Origin of the sequence: Enterobacter sp. RHBSTW-00318 (assembly GCF_014101375.1) — a bacterium.
Lineage (GTDB): Bacteria > Pseudomonadota > Gammaproteobacteria > Enterobacterales > Enterobacteriaceae > Enterobacter > Enterobacter ludwigii.
In genome coordinates this window covers 599,150-614,727 of sequence record NZ_JABXQH010000001.1, presented here as the reverse complement: position 1 = coordinate 614,727, position 15,578 = coordinate 599,150, and the positions used below count along the sequence as shown (strand labels likewise).

Genomic DNA, 15,578 nt, shown 5'->3' with positions numbered 1-15,578 from the left:
TATAATAAAGGCGAAAGCCGTTTCAATAAACTAACCAAAATCAAACGGGATGGGTAAAGAATTGAAAAGACTTTGAGTAAAAGCCTTACTTATGGTACAAATTTGGCGTGTTCAACTACCGAGGACAATTTTCATCCGCAAAGACGAGAAGCAACAACGCGGATAATTGTAATTTTATGGACAATTTGTTCAGGACGTATTCTTCAAACAACACCGCTGTATTTTTCACTTCCTTCTGCCTTCTTTCTGGTGAGCAACACTGGCGCAACGCGCTATAGTCACATCTTCTGCCTGAGCTGGCGCTACGCGCTTAGCTGTCTGATTTAATTTCATATTTTTGGGTTTGCTGCACGCAGCAGGCCACGATGGATTATATTCTCAAGCAGGAGAAAAACATGTTTTACTGGATTTTATTAGCCCTTGCTATTATCGCTGAAATTACCGGCACGCTGTCTATGAAATGGGCAAGCGTCAGCGATGGCAATACCGGCTTTATTTTAATGCTGGTGATGATTTCACTTTCCTATATTTTCCTGTCGTTTGCAGTGAAGAAAATTGCGCTGGGTGTGGCCTATGCGCTGTGGGAAGGGATCGGTATTTTGTTGATCACCCTGTTCAGCGTCTTATTATTTGACGAAACATTATCAACAATGAAGATTGCCGGGTTAACGACGCTGGTAGCAGGTATCGTGCTGATTAAATCGGGTACACGCAAACCGACTAAGCAGCCGAAGGAGCAGACCCATGCAGCAGTTTGAATGGATCCACGCGGCCTGGTTGGGGTTTGCCATCGTGCTGGAGATTTTAGCGAACGTCCTGCTAAAATTCTCTGACGGTTTTCGTCGTAAAATTTACGGACTGTTGTCGATTGCCGCCGTACTGGGGGCGTTCAGCGCCCTGTCACAGGCGGTGAAGGGTATCGATCTGTCCGTGGCCTATGCGCTGTGGGGCGGGTTTGGTATTGCCGCCACCCTGGCAGCCGGCTGGGTGCTGTTCGGTCAGCGTTTAAATAACAAAGGTTGGATTGGACTGATATTGCTGCTTGCCGGCATGATCATGATAAAACTCGCCTGATACACGTTAAGCCATTATTTACAGGCAGCGAAATTCGCTGCCTGTATTACTCTTAAAAAAAGCAAAACATTGAAGAGGATGGCTAATGTATCGCACATTAAGCTGGCGCAATATTCCCACCGCGAGAACATTGTTTGCCATGATCTTCATGGCGGGGATCGGCTTAATCATCTCCATTGTCGCGCTGCTCTATTTATCTCTGCACCTGATCAGCACCAAAACCAATGAAATTGACGAGCACCGCACCACGCTTTCCGTGCAGGGTGCGATACAAACGTCGGTTAACCGTGTCTCGACCCTGGTGATTGATAATGCCGTCTGGGACGATGCGGTACGCGAGGTCTACCGCCCAAAGCTCGATACCGAATGGTTATACAACACCTGGGGAGCGGGCTTTAAAGTCAATAACCTCTATGACGGCACTTTCGTGCTGGATGAGCATTTCAACGTCATCTGGGGATCGTTTCAAAGCCAGCCTTTTGCGGAAACGAATCTCGACTTTTTTGGCAAAGGCCTGCAAGCGCTTATTCAGCAGCACGGACGTGAATTACCCAGCCAGAAGAATATTTATGCCGGGATCACCCGAACGCGTCACGGCGTCGCGTTTGTCGGAATAGGGCTGATCCGACCGATGATCGGGCGATTGCAGGTTAACGACGGTACACGCCGCTATCTGGTGATTACCCGCCATTTGAATAGCGGCATATTATCCGATCTGGGGCAGACCTTTCAGATTGATAACCTCAACTTTACCCCGGATAAAATCAACAGTCTGAGTATGCCGCTGCGCAGTTCTGCTGGGGAGTTACTGGGTTACCTCAACTGGCAGGCACGCCTTCCTGGCGCGCAGGCGGCCCGGGCCGCATCATCTGATATCACGCAGATAGTGGTGCTGGCATCGGTGCTGATCCTGCTGTTTATTATGGTGAGCTGTGTGGGCCTGTACAAACTGGCCCGCGGAGAAAGCCAGGCGCGTCTGGTCGCCAGAACGGACTGGCTAAGCCATCTGCCGAACCGCCGAGCACTCATTGAAGCGCTGGACCGCGTGAGTTTGCGTGGCGATATTGACGTCAAAAGCGTGGTGTTTATCGATCTGGATGGCTTCAAGGACGTCAACGATATCTACGGCCACAGCGTCGGTGACGATCTCATTGTGACCATCGCCAAAACGCTGAATGAATGCGTTCCACCGGGTGGGATGCTGGCGCGCATGGGAGGCGATGAGTTTGCCATGACCATCGGCGGTGAAGGGGCAGAAGCGCTGGCGACCACCTTTGCCGAATCCGTACTGGATTTTCTCAATACCCCCATTCGTCTGGGGGAGCGCACCATTCATATCGGTGCCAGCATCGGGATTGCCAGCGGAACCCTGATTGAATGCACCAGTTCCGAGCTGTTTCGCCGCGCCGATATCGCCATGTACCATTCCAAAATTAGCGGGAAAGGGCGTGTCACCCACTATGACGCGGCGCTGAATAACGCCCGGGAACGCAAGCTTGCGATTGAAAACCAGATCCGTAACGGACTGGAGCGAGACGAGTTTGAGGTCTGGTACCAGCCGATTATTGACGCCCGCAGTCAGAAAATGAGCAGTGTGGAAGCGCTGGTTCGCTGGCCGCGTCGTCCGGAAGGTGAACTCGGTCCGGATACCTTCATTTCCATTGCGGAAACGAGCGGGCTGATTTACAAACTGGGCCAGTTTGTTTTGCAGCGTGCCTGCCAGGATCTGGAGCCGTACAGCGAATTAAAGCTCTCCGTTAATATCTCCCCGGCGCAGTTTCGCGATCCTGAATTCGAAGAAAAAGTGGCCTGGGTTCTGGAAAGCACCCGTTTCCCGGCCAGGCGACTCCAGCTCGAAGTCACGGAGACCTATGTGCTGGAAAACCCCGAGCGTGCCCGCACGGCGATTGCCAACCTTAAAGCGCTGGGCACCGCGGTGGCGCTGGATGATTTTGGCACGGGCTATTCGAGTATTGGCTATTTGCGGCGTTTTAATTTCGACACCATTAAGATCGATAAATCACTGGCCGGGCTGGTGGACAACGATGAGCAGGCGGCGGCGCTGGTGAGCGGCACGGTGAGGATCGCCAATGCCCTGGGCATGGCGGTGGTCGCTGAAGGGGTGGAAAACGAAAAGCAGATGAAATTGTTACGACTGGCTGGCTGCGATCAGCTGCAGGGGTTCTGGTTCAGCCAGCCGATGCCGATTGAATCAATCAGGGCGTTACGTCAGGTCAGACAGTGCTGAGCTACTGCTGCGCCAGTGCTTCCAGCTTGTCACGAAACCCGGTCACGGCTAAGGCCCGGTTATCTGCACGCCATCTGTCTTTTGCCGCTGGCGCAGAGCTTTGAACACCAATCAGCTGCCAGCCGTTATCCGTTTTTAACATCAGCGGCGAGCCGCTGTCACCGGGTAACGTATCGCACTGATGTGAGAGCACGCTGTTTTGCGCCCATCCTGTGACAATACAGTCCGTGTGGGTGTAAAGCGCGTCCAGATGATCGACAGGGTAGCCTGATTGCGTCACCTTACGGTCGGCGGCTTTCAGTGCGGCAGTGAGCGCGGCTTTGTCTCCGTCAAATAACGGAAGCGGGGTAATGCCAGAAGGCGGGTAGCGCAAAATGATCAGGCCAAAATCCCAGGATGCCGCTGACGGAGGCACTATCCAGCCGTCACCGTCGGGCTTCAGACGTTTGCCGAGAGAAGCATCAACCCGTCCCTCAATACCGTGAATTTCATAACGCCACATCCCTTTTTGCGACACAAATCGCAGGGCAACGGCTTTGTCTGGCTTGCCGTCTGGCGGTGTCAGCAGGCAGTGGCCTGCCGTCAGGGCAAGTTGCGGGGTAATCAGCGTAGCGGTACATAAATTACCGCTGGCGGTTTCCAGTTGCCCGATAGCGTCCCAGGGTGCCTGGGTAGGATCGGCGACGCGCGTACGATCGTCATGACCGAAAAACAGCGTTTTAAGCTCTTTCGCGCTAATGGTTTCATCACCGCCATCATCCGCATGTGAGAATCCAGAAAAAAGACCAAACGTTCCCAGTAACAACACAACAGATTTACGCATATCACACTCTGGTGGGGGCAATTATGATTATTAAAAGTGAACCCTATGAAAATACTATAGACGGGACAGCGCTAAAGTGGGAGTAAAATCAGCGTGCTACGATCAGGAAAGATAAAAATGGCTTGCGATGAGCGCGCATAAAATAAGCAGGATAAGAATCAGCTCAAACCGATAGCGCCGCAGCATACGCCCTCCGGATAAAAAAAACGGCGCTGGACCTTTCCGGTTCAGCGCCGGTTTACCAACGTGCCCCGAAAGGCACGGTTAAGCTTGTACTCTTACGCAGCTGGCTGTGCAGCTGGTTTAGCAGCTTCGTGTTTTACTGCTTTTTTGTGATGCTTTTTAGCCGCCTGGGCTTTCTGTTCTACAGCAGGTTTGGTCGCTTTTTTGTGGTGCTTTTTAGCGGCCTGCGCTTTCTGCTCTACAGCCGGTTTAGCGGCATCTTGTTTAACGGCTTTTTTGTGGTGTTTTTTAGCAGCCTGGGCTTTTTGCTCTGCAGCAGGTTTAGCGGCTTTATGGTGTTTCTTGTGGTGTACGGTTTTTGCCGGAGCAGCAGTCGTCGTTGCAGCTGGCGCAGCAGCAGCCGGTGCAGCAGTGGTTTCAGCAGCAAACGCAGCAGAAGACAGACCCATAGCAGCGGCAACAACCAGAGCTAATACTTTTTTCATGTTCATACCCTCGAATTTGGTTTTTCATTTAACCCCACTGCGGGGCCGTTGAAAGAACTATATCCCTGTAAATTCGGGGTTTCCGTGAGTGATTGGTATCGGCGTGTAACGGAATGTACAAAGGGCGGTACAGGGTGCGCAAAAGGAAAACGGCCGGAGCGTACTCCGGCCGCTGGATTACAGATAACGGGACGTCAAATGCTCGCGGAAGTAACGGATATTCAGGTCTTCACCCGTCGCCTGGGTAATCAGTTGCGAAGTGGTGAAGCGGCTACCGTGCTGCCAGATGTTCTGACGCAGCCAGTCAAACAGGGCGGAGAAATCGCCCTCAGCGATGGAGGACTGCAGACCCGGCAGCGCCGTTTTGGCCGCATGGAACAATTGCGCGGCGTACATCGCGCCGAGCGTGTAGGACGGGAAGTAGCCAAAACCGCCGTCGGTCCAGTGAATGTCCTGCATACAGCCGTTGCGGTAGTTATCTTTGGTTGATAACCCGAGCCAGGCCTGCATTTTCTCATCCCACAATGCCGGAATGTCATCCACCTCGATATCGCCATTGATCAGCGCACGTTCAATTTCATAGCGCAGCACCACATGTGCCGGGTAGCTGACTTCGTCGGCATCGACGCGGATATAGCCCGGCTTCACGCGCTGGTTCCAGGCAATAAAGTTCTCTTCACTGAACGCCGCCTGGCTGCCGAAACGGGCGTGAACCGCAGGGAGGAGATGTTTAAGGAAAACGTCGCTGCGCCCCAGCTGCATCTCAAAGAACAGGCTCTGGGATTCGTGGATCGCCGTTGAACGGGCCAGCGCGACAGGTTGACCGGCCCACGTTCGCGGCAGGTTTTGCTCGTAGCGCGCGTGTCCGGTTTCGTGGATCACGCCAAACAGCGCGCTGAGCAGCTCGTCCTCATCATAACGCGTGGTGATGCGCACATCTTCCGGCACGCCACCGCAGAACGGGTGTGCACTGACGTCCAGGCGACCGCCGTTAAAATCAAAGCCGAGCATCTTCATGGCTTCAAGCCCGAGTTCACGCTGCGTTGCCGTCGGGAAGGGGCCCTGCGGCGGAACGAACGACTGCTGAGCCTGTTTTTCCACAACGTTTGCCAGCAGGTCCGGCAGCCAGGATTTCATATCCGCGAACAGTACGTCCAGACGCGCGCTGGTCATGTCCGGCTCGAAAATATCCAGCAGCGCGTCGTAAGGGCTGCAGCCTTTGGCTTCAGCACGCAGGCGAGCCTCCTCACGGCTCAGTTTGACGACCTCTTTCAGGTTGGCGGCAAACCCCTGCCAGTCATTGGCCGGGCGCTGAGTACGCCAGGCGTGCTCACATTTGCTGCCTGCCAGCGATTTGGCTTCCACCAGCGCTTCCGGCAACAGCGACGCCTGCTGGTAATGACGCGTCATTTCACGCAGATTGGCTTGTTCAATATCATTCAGATCCTCACCGGCCGCGGCGGACAGCCATTCACCCACCTTTTTATCGGTCAGGATCTGGTGTTGCAGAACGCTCATTTCGGCCAGCGCTTCACCGCGCGCGGCACTGCCACCCGGCGGCATCATGGTAAACATATCCCAGCTGGCGATGGCGGAGAGGTGGGAGAAACGGGAGAGGCGCTGGAAGGTGCGGGTGAGTTGTTGGTAGTGGCTGTTTTCGCTCATTTCGTTTTCTCTTTGCAAGGCGATGTTTCAGGCATGAAGAGTGAGTAGTATCAAAATTCCCACCTGAATCCAAGCCATTACCCCTTAGAGTTTGGTGCTATTTCGTTCAGTAACGCTGTGTTATAACCCTAAAAAAACGACTGCCGGATGGAAAATGAACAAGGTTGTGAGTGTAGGGATTGCAGTGTTGCTGACGGGATGCCAGACACATCATCATGAGGTGATTCCGTTCAACACCGAAGAAGACTCCGCGCACGCATGGGCGTTTGCGTATGTGGAAACAGTGAAACAAAGGATGACAACCACAGAGCAGTATGAAGGGAAGCTCTGCTCGTTAAAGATTCACCAGCCCAAAGGCGCGGCCTATGTGACCCACATTCAGGTGGTAAAAGGCAGCGATTCTGAGCTGTGTAAGGCCGCCATTGCGGCCTTACAGTCTGCCAGTGACGATCATGTGCTCCCAGTGGTACCTGATGAGCGTATCGGGGAAAACTACACGCTCGATTTCAAACCCTGAATCAGTGCAGACGCTGGTGTAAACGGGTCCCTACCAACAGCGCCCCGCAGAGCATCAGCGCAATAAAACCGCCCACGCCGTTCCAGCCATAGTTATGCCAGAACACCCCACCCAGCGTCCCCGCAAAGCTGGAACCGAGGTAATAGCTGAACAGATACAAAGACGACGCCTGGCCTTTGGCCCGGCGAGCGCGTGGCCCAATCCAGCTGCTGGCCACCGAGTGAGCGGCGAAGAAACCGGCAGAGAAAAGCAGCATTCCGGCGAAGATAAGCCACAGGGAGGCGAAAAGGGTCATCAACAGGCCGAGCAGCATGACGGCCGTAGAGACCAGCATAACCGGACCGCGTCCAAAGCGGGCCGTCATCGCTCCGGCTTTAGGTGAACTCCACGTACCGGTGAGATACGCCACAGAGAGCAGACCCACCACCGCCTGGCTCAGGTGCCACGGGGAGAGCATCAGGCGATAACCGATATAGTTAAACAACGTAACGAATGAGCCCATCAGCAGAAAGCCGGTCAGGAACAGCAGCGGCAACCCTTTGTCACGCCAGTGCAGACGGAAGTTGATGAACAGCGTTTTCGGGCGCAGGGAGGTGGAACGAAAATGGCGTGATTCCGGAAGGATTTTCCAGAACATCAGCGCAGACGCAAGGGCAAAGCAGCCGATCACCGCCAGCGCAATACGCCAGTTAAAGAAGTCCGTAAACACCCCGCTCAGCAGACGTCCACTCATTCCGCCAATCGAGTTCCCGCTGATGTACAGCCCCATAGAGAAGGCGACAAAGCTCGGGTGGATCTCTTCGCTGAGATAGGTCATCCCGACCGCCGCCACGCCACTCAGGGATAACCCAATTAACGCGCGCATCACCAGGATACCGTGCCAGCTGGTCATCATCGTGGAGAGTAACGTACAAATCGAAGCCAGCATCAGGGCGGTAACCATCACCTGTTTACGGCCAATGGCGTCGGAAAGTGGCCCGGTGAAAAGCAGACCAATCGCCAGCATGCCGGTAGAGATGGAGAGCGAAATACTGCTGCTGGCAGGCGATACGCCAAATTCATGGGAAAGAACGGGCAGGATCGGCTGAACGCAATAGAGCAGGGCGAAGGTTGCCAGACCCGCTGAGAAAAGCGCCAGCGTGACGCGCATGAACTGGGGGGTACCACGTTTAATGAACTGAACCGGCTGCGATGCTGCGGGTAAATCATCAATATCTCTGGCCGGATCGATATCAATGGTAGATGTACGACTCACACAATGTCCTTGCTTAAACATCCCCGTGGTTTCGGGTGACGGGTATGACCACACGATCAGAGTAGGAAAATGTAAATATTCTGTCTAATATATTAATAATCTCAAATGATACTTTAAAAATATGAATATCGAACTGCGTCATCTGCGCTACTTTGTCGCCGTCGCTGAAGAGCTTCATTTTGGCCGCGCGGCGGCAAGACTGAATATCTCACAACCCCCGCTAAGCCAGCAGATCCAGATCCTTGAGCAACAGGTCGGGGCGCGCCTTCTGGCACGGACCAACCGCAGCGTGAGCCTGACGGCGGCCGGGAAGCAATTTCTGGCCGACAGCCGACAAATTCTCAGTATGGTGGATGAGGCGGCAGCCCGGGCAGAGCGGCTTTATCTCGGGGAAACCGGAGAGTTGCGGATTGGGTTTACCTCGTCTGCACCGTTTATCAGCGCTGTTTCGCAGACCCTGTCGTCGTTTCGCCGGCATTTTCCGGATGTGCATATTCAGACGCGCGAAATTAATACCCGCGAGCAAATCGCTCCGCTGAATGAAGGTTCTCTTGATTTAGGTCTGATGCGTAACACCCAACTCCCGGATACGCTGGCGTGGCAGGTTATTCTGCGCGAACCGTTGATGGCAATGATCCCGCACGAGCATCCGCTCGCCTCGCGTTCGGCGGTCACGCTGGCAGAGCTGGCAAAAGAGCCGTTTGTTTTTTTCGACCCGCAGGTAGGTACCGGTCTGTACGACGATATTCTGGGCCTGTTACGACGCTACGATCTTGCCCCGATCATTACGCAGGAAGTCGGGGAAGCGATGACCATCATTGGGCTGGTCGCGGCGGGGCTGGGCGTCTCTATTCTTCCGGCCTCGTTTAAACGGGTACAATTACGTGAAATGCGCTGGGTTGCTATCGCCGAAGACGATGCTGTTTCGGAAATGTGGCTGGTATGGTCTAAACATCATGAGCAGAGCCATGCAGCGCAGCGGTTTAAAGCACAGCTGTTAAGCGCCTCTGCAGGACAATATTTAGAGGGAAAAGTGGGTAAAAATGTGCAGTAAATCACATGGCTAAGTAAATATTTGACGACGGCCATTGAAGTGCTTCACCATAGCCCACAGTTTATTTCGATGCTCGAAAATAAGGGAGTACGAGGTGGTTGCTGATAGTCAGCCAGGGCACATTGATCAGATTAAGCAGACCAACGCTGGCGCGGTTTATCGCCTGATTGATCAGCTTGGCCCGGTTTCGCGTATCGATCTTTCGCGCCTGGCACAACTGGCACCTGCCAGTATTACCAAGATTGTTCGTGAAATGCTGGAAGCCCACCTGGTCCAGGAGACGGAAATTCAGGAGCCGGGCAGCCGCGGCCGTCCGGCGGTCGGCCTGGTGGTGGAGACCGAAGCGTGGCACTACCTGTCACTGCGCATTAGCCGGGGAGAGATCTTCCTTGCCCTGCGCGATTTAAGCAGCAAGCTGGTGGTTGAAGACCGGCTGGAACTGCCGCTCGAGGCTGAACAATCGCTCCTCGATGCCATTGTCACCCATATCGATCACTTCTTTATTCGCCATCAGCAACGCCTTGAACGCTTAACGGCTATTGCGATCACCATGCCGGGTATTATTGATACCGAAAATGGAATCGTGCACCGCATGCCGTTCTACGACGATGTCAAAGAGATGCCGCTGGGCGAGGTGCTGAAAAATCACACCGGCGTGCCGGTCTATATTCAGCATGACATCAGCGCCTGGACGATGGCGGAGGCGCTGTTTGGCGCATCCCGCGGCGCAAGGGACGTGATTCAGGTGGTGATTGACCATAACGTCGGGGCGGGCGTCATCACCGACGGACGCCTTCTGCATGCCGGAAGCAGTAGCCTGGTCGAAATCGGCCACACGCAGGTCGATCCCTACGGCAAGCGCTGTTACTGCGGAAACCATGGCTGTCTGGAAACCATCGCCAGCGTGGAAAGCGTGCTGGAGCTGGCGCAGGTCAGGCTCAGCCAGTCCATGAGCTCTTCGCTGCACGGACAACCGTTGACCGTCGATTCACTGTGCGCCGCAGCGCGTCAGGGGGATCTGCTGGCAAAGGATATTATTACCGGAGTGGGGAATAACGTTGGCCGCATTCTGGCCATTATGGTGAATCTCTTCAACCCGCAAAAAATCCTGATTGGCTCACCGCTGAGTCAGGCGGCGGAAATCCTCTTCCCGGCTATCTCGGCCTGTATTCATCAACAGGCGCTCCCGGCCTACAGCAAAAATATTGCCGTGGAAAGCACCCAGTTTTCCAATCAGGGCACCATGGCTGGTGCAGCCCTGGTCAAGGACGCCATGTACAACGGCTCGCTGCTGATCCGCCTGTTACAGGGTTAACTCTTTTCCGCAGATGTACGAAAAATTGCGCTATCTCAAGCTGGGTAGCGCACGCATCCCGTAGACTTCCCCCACTGAATTATTTCTCTGGTTTATATTTTCGAAGCATACCCAAGAGGTGGAATGAGTCATGCTTAAGCGTTTCTTTGTTACGGGTACAGATACCTCTGTCGGCAAGACCGTTGTATCCCGCGCGTTGCTACAGGCTCTGGCAGCAAGCGGTAAACGCGTTGCAGGGTACAAACCGGTCGCAAAAGGCAGTAAAGAGACGCCCGAAGGATTGCGGAATAAAGACGCCCTGGTGTTACAAAGCGTCTCGTCACTGGAACTGCCATATCACGCGATCAATCCCATTGCCTTAAGCGAAGATGAAAGCAGCGTGGCGCACAGCGGTCTGATTAATTACACCCTGTTGTCCGACGGTCTGGCGAACCTGAGCGAGATGGCCGACCATGTCGTGGTGGAAGGTACCGGCGGATGGCGCAGCCTGATGAACGATCTGCGCCCGCTTTCTGAGTGGGTGGTGCAGGAGCAACTGCCGGTGATCATGGTGGTCGGTATTCAGGAAGGGTGCATCAACCATGCGCTTCTGACGGCGCAGGCGATTGCCAATGACGGATTGCCGTTGATTGGCTGGGTCGCAAACCGTATCAACCCGGGCCTGGCGCACTACGCTGAAATCATCGACGTGCTCAGCAAAAAACTGCCGGGACCGTTGGTGGGCGAGCTGCCTTATCTGCCGCGTGCCGAACAGCGTGAATTAGCGCAGTACATCGATCTCTCTTCCCTCGGTCGCATGTTGTCCGTAGATCGAGTCGTGGCGTAACGTCCGCGACAAGACGGACGCGATCACGCAGGCAATCAGCAAACCGGGCAGCAAAAAATACTGCCCGGTCATTTCACAGACCATCAACGCAGACATAATGGGCGCATGGGTCGTCGCGGCGAGTAACGTCGCCATGCCTGCCAGCCCCAGCAAAATCACCGTTTCAGATCCCGGAAACCACAGCCCGAAGAGTTGTGCAAACAGCATTCCTGTGGCCATGCCGACAAACAACGTCGGTGTGAAAACCCCGCCCGGCGCGCCAGAACCGCTGCTTGCCAGTACCGCCAGTAATTTACAGATAAATACACCTGCTATCACGGACAGCAGCGGTGGGGCGAGCAGAAAAGCCTGAACCACGCTGTAGCCATTCCCCCACACGTCAGGCGTCAGGAGCGACAGCAGCCCGACGATCGCTCCGCCGAGCGCCAGTTGCCAGGGCGGCGAGAGCCTGAGACGCAGAAATAACGAATGGCTGAACGCCATTAGCCACATCAGCAGCGGTCCGCACAGGCCCGCCAGCAGGCCTGTCACGACAAGCAGGCCATAATCTGCCGCACTGAGTAGGCCACTCAGATGGACGTCATAGAGCGTACCGGCACCGGGCGCTAAGAGTCGCGTGGTAAGCAGGGCTACCACCGCCGCAATCACCACCGGCCCGAGCGAGGCCAGCATCAGCGTGCCAAACAGAATTTCGGCAATAAACAGGCTGCCGGCCAGGGGCGCGTGATAGGCGCTGGCCATCCCGGCCGCGGCTCCGCAGGCAATCCATAATTTCCATTCGGATTTCGGCGTAAAGCGTTGGGCGAAAAAGGAGGCGGCCAGTGCCGCAAGCAGGATCATGGCACCTTCGCGGCCGATGGCGCTCCCGCTGGAGACAACCAGCATTGACGCAAGGGATTTTACGAGGCTCGAGCCATAATCAAACTGGCCGTCACCCGTCTCCAGCGCTTCCATATAATCTGTCGGCGCATGAGGACGTTGCGCCGTAAGCCGCTGCCATCCCCACAACAGTAACCCCGCCGCCAGCCCTCCCAGCGCGGGCGTCAGCGCGCGACGCCACGGGGATAACGCAGCCGCGGCATTCACCAGACTGCCGCTGTTGTTACTGAGAAACAGCCACTCCAGCAGATACATGCTGTGGCGGAACACCGCGACGGCCAGCGCGGCCAGTATGCCGATAAGGGTGGCAATCAGAAGTCTGCGAAACATCGCGCGGATGTCGGGATAAGCGTGAAGACGTTGCATGGGCCGCAATTAAACGTGGGAGATACAATATTGTGAGGGGAAATCGCGGGGTTAGCAAAAGGTATGCGTGCGATGAACCGTGTCGGCCTGAGCAAATGCGCTGTGGGGGAGCGTGCTGCCGGGCAGGTCAGCGCCATACGTCTGGCCCGCCCGGCGGAGTGTTTTCGCTTAACTCTCGCTGTGAATATTCAGCGCCCGGCGCGTACGGCCGGAGCTGAGATACTCGGCAATATAATCCTGTGAGATCTCGCCGTTATAGCGGCCCTCTTCGTCGACAATCGGCATCCAGCTGGTGTTGCTCTCATACAACCGTGAAAGCACCACGCGCAGGTTATCCTCCGCTTTGCCGGTCATACGGAACGGATGCAGGATATCGGCACAGGTGCCGCTGGCATTACGCGCTTCCCGACGCTTCACAAAGCCCAGCGGTTTACCCCGATCGTCCACGACGGTAATGGCGCGAATATCGTTGTCATCCATGATCGCAAAGGCGTCAGAAAGCAGGGTAGAGCCCCGCACGGTGAGGGTCGGTTGCTGGTCGGTGACATCACCTGCCGATACCAGCAGCAAACGCTTGAGCGTACGGTCCTGGCCGACAAACGAGCCGACGAACTCGTTCGCCGGTTTTGCCAGCAGTTCGTCCGGGCTGGCGCACTGGACAATACGCCCCTGGCGGAAGACGGCGATACGATCCCCAAGCTTCAGGGCCTCGTCGATGTCATGGCTGACCAGCATCACGGTCTTTTTCAGTTTACGCTGCATCTCCAGGAACTGGTTCTGGATCACCTCGCGGTTTATCGGGTCCACCGCACCGAACGGTTCATCCATCAGCAGTACCGGAGGATCCGCCGCCAGGGCGCGGATCACGCCGATACGCTGCTGCTGACCGCCGGACATTTCACGCGGATAGCGGTTGAGAAATTTATGCGGGTCCATGGCCACCATATCCATCAGCTCTTCAGCGCGGGTTTTACATCGGGCTTTATCCCAGCCCAGCATGCGCGGCACCACGGTGATGTTCTCCTCAATGGTCATGTTCGGGAACAGACCAATCTGCTGAATAACGTAGCCAATATTGCGGCGCAGGGTCACGGTATCCATCCCGCTGGTGTCTTCACCGTTAATCAGGATCGTGCCGCTGCTTGGCGCGATCAGACGGTTAATCATCTTCAGGGTGGTGGTTTTCCCACAGCCTGACGGGCCGAGCAGGACGCACATTTCCCCTTCAGGCACGTTGAGGTTGACGTTGTCGACGGCCTTAACGCTCTGGCCGTGTTTCTGTGAAAATTGTTTGGTGAGGTTTTCCAGTTTTATCATTATCGTATCCCCTTTGGAGTCAGGACGACCTGCAGACGATGCAGCAGCCAGTCGAGCACAATCGCTAAAAGACAGATCATCAGCGCACCCGCAATTAACATTCGAATATCGCTACCGCCGATGCCGTTAAGCAGCAGCAGGCCAAGGCCGCCAGCGCCAATCACTGCGGCAATGGCCATCACGCCGATGTTCATCACGACGGCGGTGCGGATACCGCCAAAAATCACCGGCAGTGCCATCGGGATTTCAACCCAGCGCAAACGCTGCCAGAAGGTCATCCCGATACCACGTCCGGCTTCACGCAGGCCCGGCGGCAGGCTGTCCAGCGCGGTATGGGTGTTACGCACAATTGGTAGCAACGAGTAGAGAAACACCGCCGTGATAGCAGGCAGGGCACCAATGCCCTGACCGATCAGCGAAAAGAGCGGGATCATCAGGCCAAACAGCGCAATGGACGGTATCGTCAGCACAATGGTGGCAATCCCCAGCACCGGCGTCGCCAGCCATTTGTGGCGGACAATCAAAATCCCCAGAGGGACGCCGATGAGTATGGCTAGCCCAACCGCCAGCGCCACCAGCCACAGGTGTTGCAGCGTCAGGGTTAGCAGATAGTCCCAGTTATCCAGAATGTAGTGAATCGTCTCCATAGCGCCTCCTACAGCAACTGTTTGCTACGCAGGAAATCACGGGCGACCTGCTGCGGTGACTGATGGTCGATATCCACCTTCTTATTCAGTTCGGTGATAACGTCGTTATTGAGCTGGGCGGAGAGAGTATTCAGCGCCTCTTCCAGACCCGGATTGGCATCAAGGGTGTCTTTACGCACCACGGGAGTGACCGCATAGCTCGGGAAGAAGCCTTTATCATCTTCCAGCACCTTCAGGTCGAAGCCTTTTACGCGCCCGTCGGTGGTATAGATAAGCCCGGCATCGACGAAACCGTCCCGCACCGCGTTATAGACCAGGCCCGGGTCCATCTGGCGGATCTGCGGGCGATCCAGTTCCATGTTGTATGCCGCCTGCAGCGGTTTCATCCCGTCGCTGCGTCCGGCAAATTCGAGGTCCAGACCCAGCAGCCAGTTTTTATCCGGATCGGTTTTACGGATCTGCTCAATCTTTGCGACCATTTCAGACATGGTGTTGATGTGTTCTGCTTCGGCGCGTTTACGCTGCATGGCGAAGGCGTAGGTATTGTTCATATCGGCGGGGTTGAGCCATACCAGACCGTGCTTCGCGTCCAGGCGTTTCACCGTCTCGTAAGACTCCTGTGGCGACATGCGTTTGTTGATGTGGTTAAAAATGATTAACGACGTGCCGGTGTACTCCCAGGTCATATCAATTTGTTTGTTGATCATCGCGTTGCGGGAAATGACCGTGGCAATATTGGTCTGCGGCTGGACCTGAAACCCCTTCTTTTGCAGATACTGGACGGTCATGGCCGAGAGAATGTGCTGCTCGGTAAAGCTCTTGGTCGCCAGGATCAGCGGGGCCGCTATCGCCTGGCTGGTGAACAGTGCCGCGGCACACAGCGCCGTCAGGCTGGATATCAGTCTCATAAAAGCTCCTTGTTAT

15 protein-coding genes are annotated in these 15,578 nt (G+C 55.3%); 7 read left to right on the top strand and 8 right to left on the bottom strand.

The annotated features are described in order from the left end of the window. The first annotated feature begins 395 nt into the window (after positions 1-395). The 3 genes from mdtJ to HV157_RS02980 all read left to right on the top strand — a co-directional run bounded on the left by mdtJ (position 396) and on the right by HV157_RS02980 (position 3,322). Entirely contained in the window at positions 396-758 is a 363-nt protein-coding gene (gene mdtJ, locus HV157_RS02990; RefSeq protein WP_025204323.1) for a multidrug/spermidine efflux SMR transporter subunit MdtJ, read from the top strand. Then, positions 745-1,074, top strand: coding sequence for a multidrug/spermidine efflux SMR transporter subunit MdtI (gene mdtI / locus HV157_RS02985; protein WP_014169849.1), 330 nt, complete (start codon positions 745-747; stop codon positions 1,072-1,074). The genes mdtJ and mdtI overlap by 14 nt, the downstream gene beginning before the upstream one ends. Before the next feature lie 85 nt (positions 1,075-1,159). Beyond that, entirely contained in the window at positions 1,160-3,322 is a 2,163-nt protein-coding gene (locus HV157_RS02980; protein WP_020884293.1) for a bifunctional diguanylate cyclase/phosphodiesterase, read from the top strand. A gap of 1 nt (position 3,323) precedes the next feature. On the opposite strand, the gene HV157_RS02975 is transcribed toward HV157_RS02980, so the two are convergent. From HV157_RS02975 to HV157_RS02965, 3 genes are all read right to left on the bottom strand, one after another. Further along, a complete protein-coding gene (locus HV157_RS02975) occupies positions 3,324-4,145 on the bottom strand; it encodes a serine protease (RefSeq protein WP_020884292.1) in 822 nt (273 codons plus the stop codon). Between the two features lie 278 nt (positions 4,146-4,423). Continuing rightward, on the bottom strand, positions 4,424-4,813 hold the full coding sequence (gene asr, locus HV157_RS02970) for an acid resistance repetitive basic protein Asr (RefSeq protein ID WP_032670412.1): 390 nt from the start codon (positions 4,811-4,813) through the stop codon (positions 4,424-4,426). Positions 4,814-4,990: 177 nt separating this feature from the next. Beyond that, positions 4,991-6,478, bottom strand: a complete 1,488-nt coding sequence (locus HV157_RS02965; protein ID WP_182268523.1) for a carboxypeptidase M32 — start codon at positions 6,476-6,478, stop codon at positions 4,991-4,993. Between the two features lie 154 nt (positions 6,479-6,632). Between HV157_RS02965 and HV157_RS02960 the strand changes: the two genes are divergently transcribed. Continuing rightward, positions 6,633-6,995: a cell envelope integrity protein TolA gene (locus HV157_RS02960; RefSeq protein WP_047955523.1), complete on the top strand. Its 363-nt coding sequence runs from the start codon at positions 6,633-6,635 to the stop codon at positions 6,993-6,995. Position 6,996: 1 nt separating this feature from the next. Here HV157_RS02960 and HV157_RS02955 read toward each other — a convergent pair whose 3' ends face one another. Further along, entirely contained in the window at positions 6,997-8,250 is a 1,254-nt protein-coding gene (locus HV157_RS02955) for an MFS transporter (protein WP_032681138.1), read from the bottom strand. Positions 8,251-8,371: 121 nt separating this feature from the next. Between HV157_RS02955 and HV157_RS02950 the strand changes: the two genes are divergently transcribed. From HV157_RS02950 to bioD, 3 genes are all read left to right on the top strand, one after another. Then, a complete protein-coding gene (locus HV157_RS02950; protein WP_182268524.1) occupies positions 8,372-9,304 on the top strand; it encodes a LysR family transcriptional regulator in 933 nt (310 codons plus the stop codon). A 94-nt stretch (positions 9,305-9,398) separates the two neighbouring features. Then, positions 9,399-10,619: a sugar metabolism global transcriptional regulator Mlc gene (mlc, locus tag HV157_RS02945; protein WP_040017347.1), complete on the top strand. Its 1,221-nt coding sequence runs from the start codon at positions 9,399-9,401 to the stop codon at positions 10,617-10,619. A gap of 130 nt (positions 10,620-10,749) precedes the next feature. After that, positions 10,750-11,445 (top strand): dethiobiotin synthase, encoded by a 696-nt coding sequence (bioD, locus tag HV157_RS02940; RefSeq protein ID WP_014169857.1) that lies wholly within the window; start codon positions 10,750-10,752, stop codon positions 11,443-11,445. Here bioD and clcB read toward each other — a convergent pair. The 4 genes from clcB to osmX all read right to left on the bottom strand — a co-directional run bounded on the left by clcB (position 11,380) and on the right by osmX (position 15,562). Continuing rightward, complete coding sequence (clcB, locus tag HV157_RS02935; protein ID WP_182268525.1) at positions 11,380-12,690, bottom strand: voltage-gated ClC-type chloride channel ClcB; 1,311 nt, start codon at positions 12,688-12,690, stop codon at positions 11,380-11,382. The genes bioD and clcB overlap by 66 nt on opposite strands. Before the next feature lie 168 nt (positions 12,691-12,858). Beyond that, positions 12,859-14,007 carry an osmoprotectant ABC transporter ATP-binding protein OsmV gene (gene osmV, locus HV157_RS02930; RefSeq protein WP_014169859.1) on the bottom strand — a complete coding sequence of 383 codons (1,149 nt, stop codon included), beginning with the start codon at positions 14,005-14,007 and terminating at the stop codon, positions 12,859-12,861. Next, a complete protein-coding gene (gene osmW / locus HV157_RS02925) occupies positions 14,007-14,654 on the bottom strand; it encodes an osmoprotectant ABC transporter permease OsmW (protein ID WP_014169860.1) in 648 nt (215 codons plus the stop codon). The genes osmV and osmW overlap by 1 nt, the downstream gene beginning before the upstream one ends. A gap of 8 nt (positions 14,655-14,662) precedes the next feature. Beyond that, on the bottom strand, positions 14,663-15,562 hold the full coding sequence (gene osmX, locus HV157_RS02920; RefSeq protein ID WP_079231099.1) for an osmoprotectant ABC transporter substrate-binding protein OsmX: 900 nt from the start codon (positions 15,560-15,562) through the stop codon (positions 14,663-14,665). Positions 15,563-15,578: the final 16 nt, after the last annotated feature.

Excerpts from the sequence above, each read along its gene's own strand:
- mdtI (WP_014169849.1), top strand. The coding sequence starts at position 745 with ATGCAGCAGTTTGAATGGATCCACGCGGCCTGGTTGGGGTTTGCCATC.
- osmX (WP_079231099.1), bottom strand. The coding sequence starts at position 15,562 with ATGAGACTGATATCCAGCCTGACGGCGCTGTGTGCCGCGGCACTGTTC.
- osmW (WP_014169860.1), bottom strand. The coding sequence starts at position 14,654 with ATGGAGACGATTCACTACATTCTGGATAACTGGGACTATCTGCTAACC.
- HV157_RS02950 (WP_182268524.1), top strand. The coding sequence starts at position 8,372 with ATGAATATCGAACTGCGTCATCTGCGCTACTTTGTCGCCGTCGCTGAA.
- HV157_RS02980 (WP_020884293.1), top strand. The coding sequence starts at position 1,160 with ATGTATCGCACATTAAGCTGGCGCAATATTCCCACCGCGAGAACATTG.
- HV157_RS02975 (WP_020884292.1), bottom strand. The coding sequence starts at position 4,145 with ATGCGTAAATCTGTTGTGTTGTTACTGGGAACGTTTGGTCTTTTTTCT.
- bioD (WP_014169857.1), top strand. The coding sequence starts at position 10,750 with ATGCTTAAGCGTTTCTTTGTTACGGGTACAGATACCTCTGTCGGCAAG.
- HV157_RS02960 (WP_047955523.1), top strand. The coding sequence starts at position 6,633 with ATGAACAAGGTTGTGAGTGTAGGGATTGCAGTGTTGCTGACGGGATGC.
- HV157_RS02965 (WP_182268523.1), bottom strand. The coding sequence starts at position 6,478 with ATGAGCGAAAACAGCCACTACCAACAACTCACCCGCACCTTCCAGCGC.
- osmV (WP_014169859.1), bottom strand. The coding sequence starts at position 14,007 with ATGATAAAACTGGAAAACCTCACCAAACAATTTTCACAGAAACACGGC.
- mdtJ (WP_025204323.1), top strand. The coding sequence starts at position 396 with ATGTTTTACTGGATTTTATTAGCCCTTGCTATTATCGCTGAAATTACC.
- clcB (WP_182268525.1), bottom strand. The coding sequence starts at position 12,690 with ATGCAACGTCTTCACGCTTATCCCGACATCCGCGCGATGTTTCGCAGA.
- asr (WP_032670412.1), bottom strand. The coding sequence starts at position 4,813 with ATGAAAAAAGTATTAGCTCTGGTTGTTGCCGCTGCTATGGGTCTGTCT.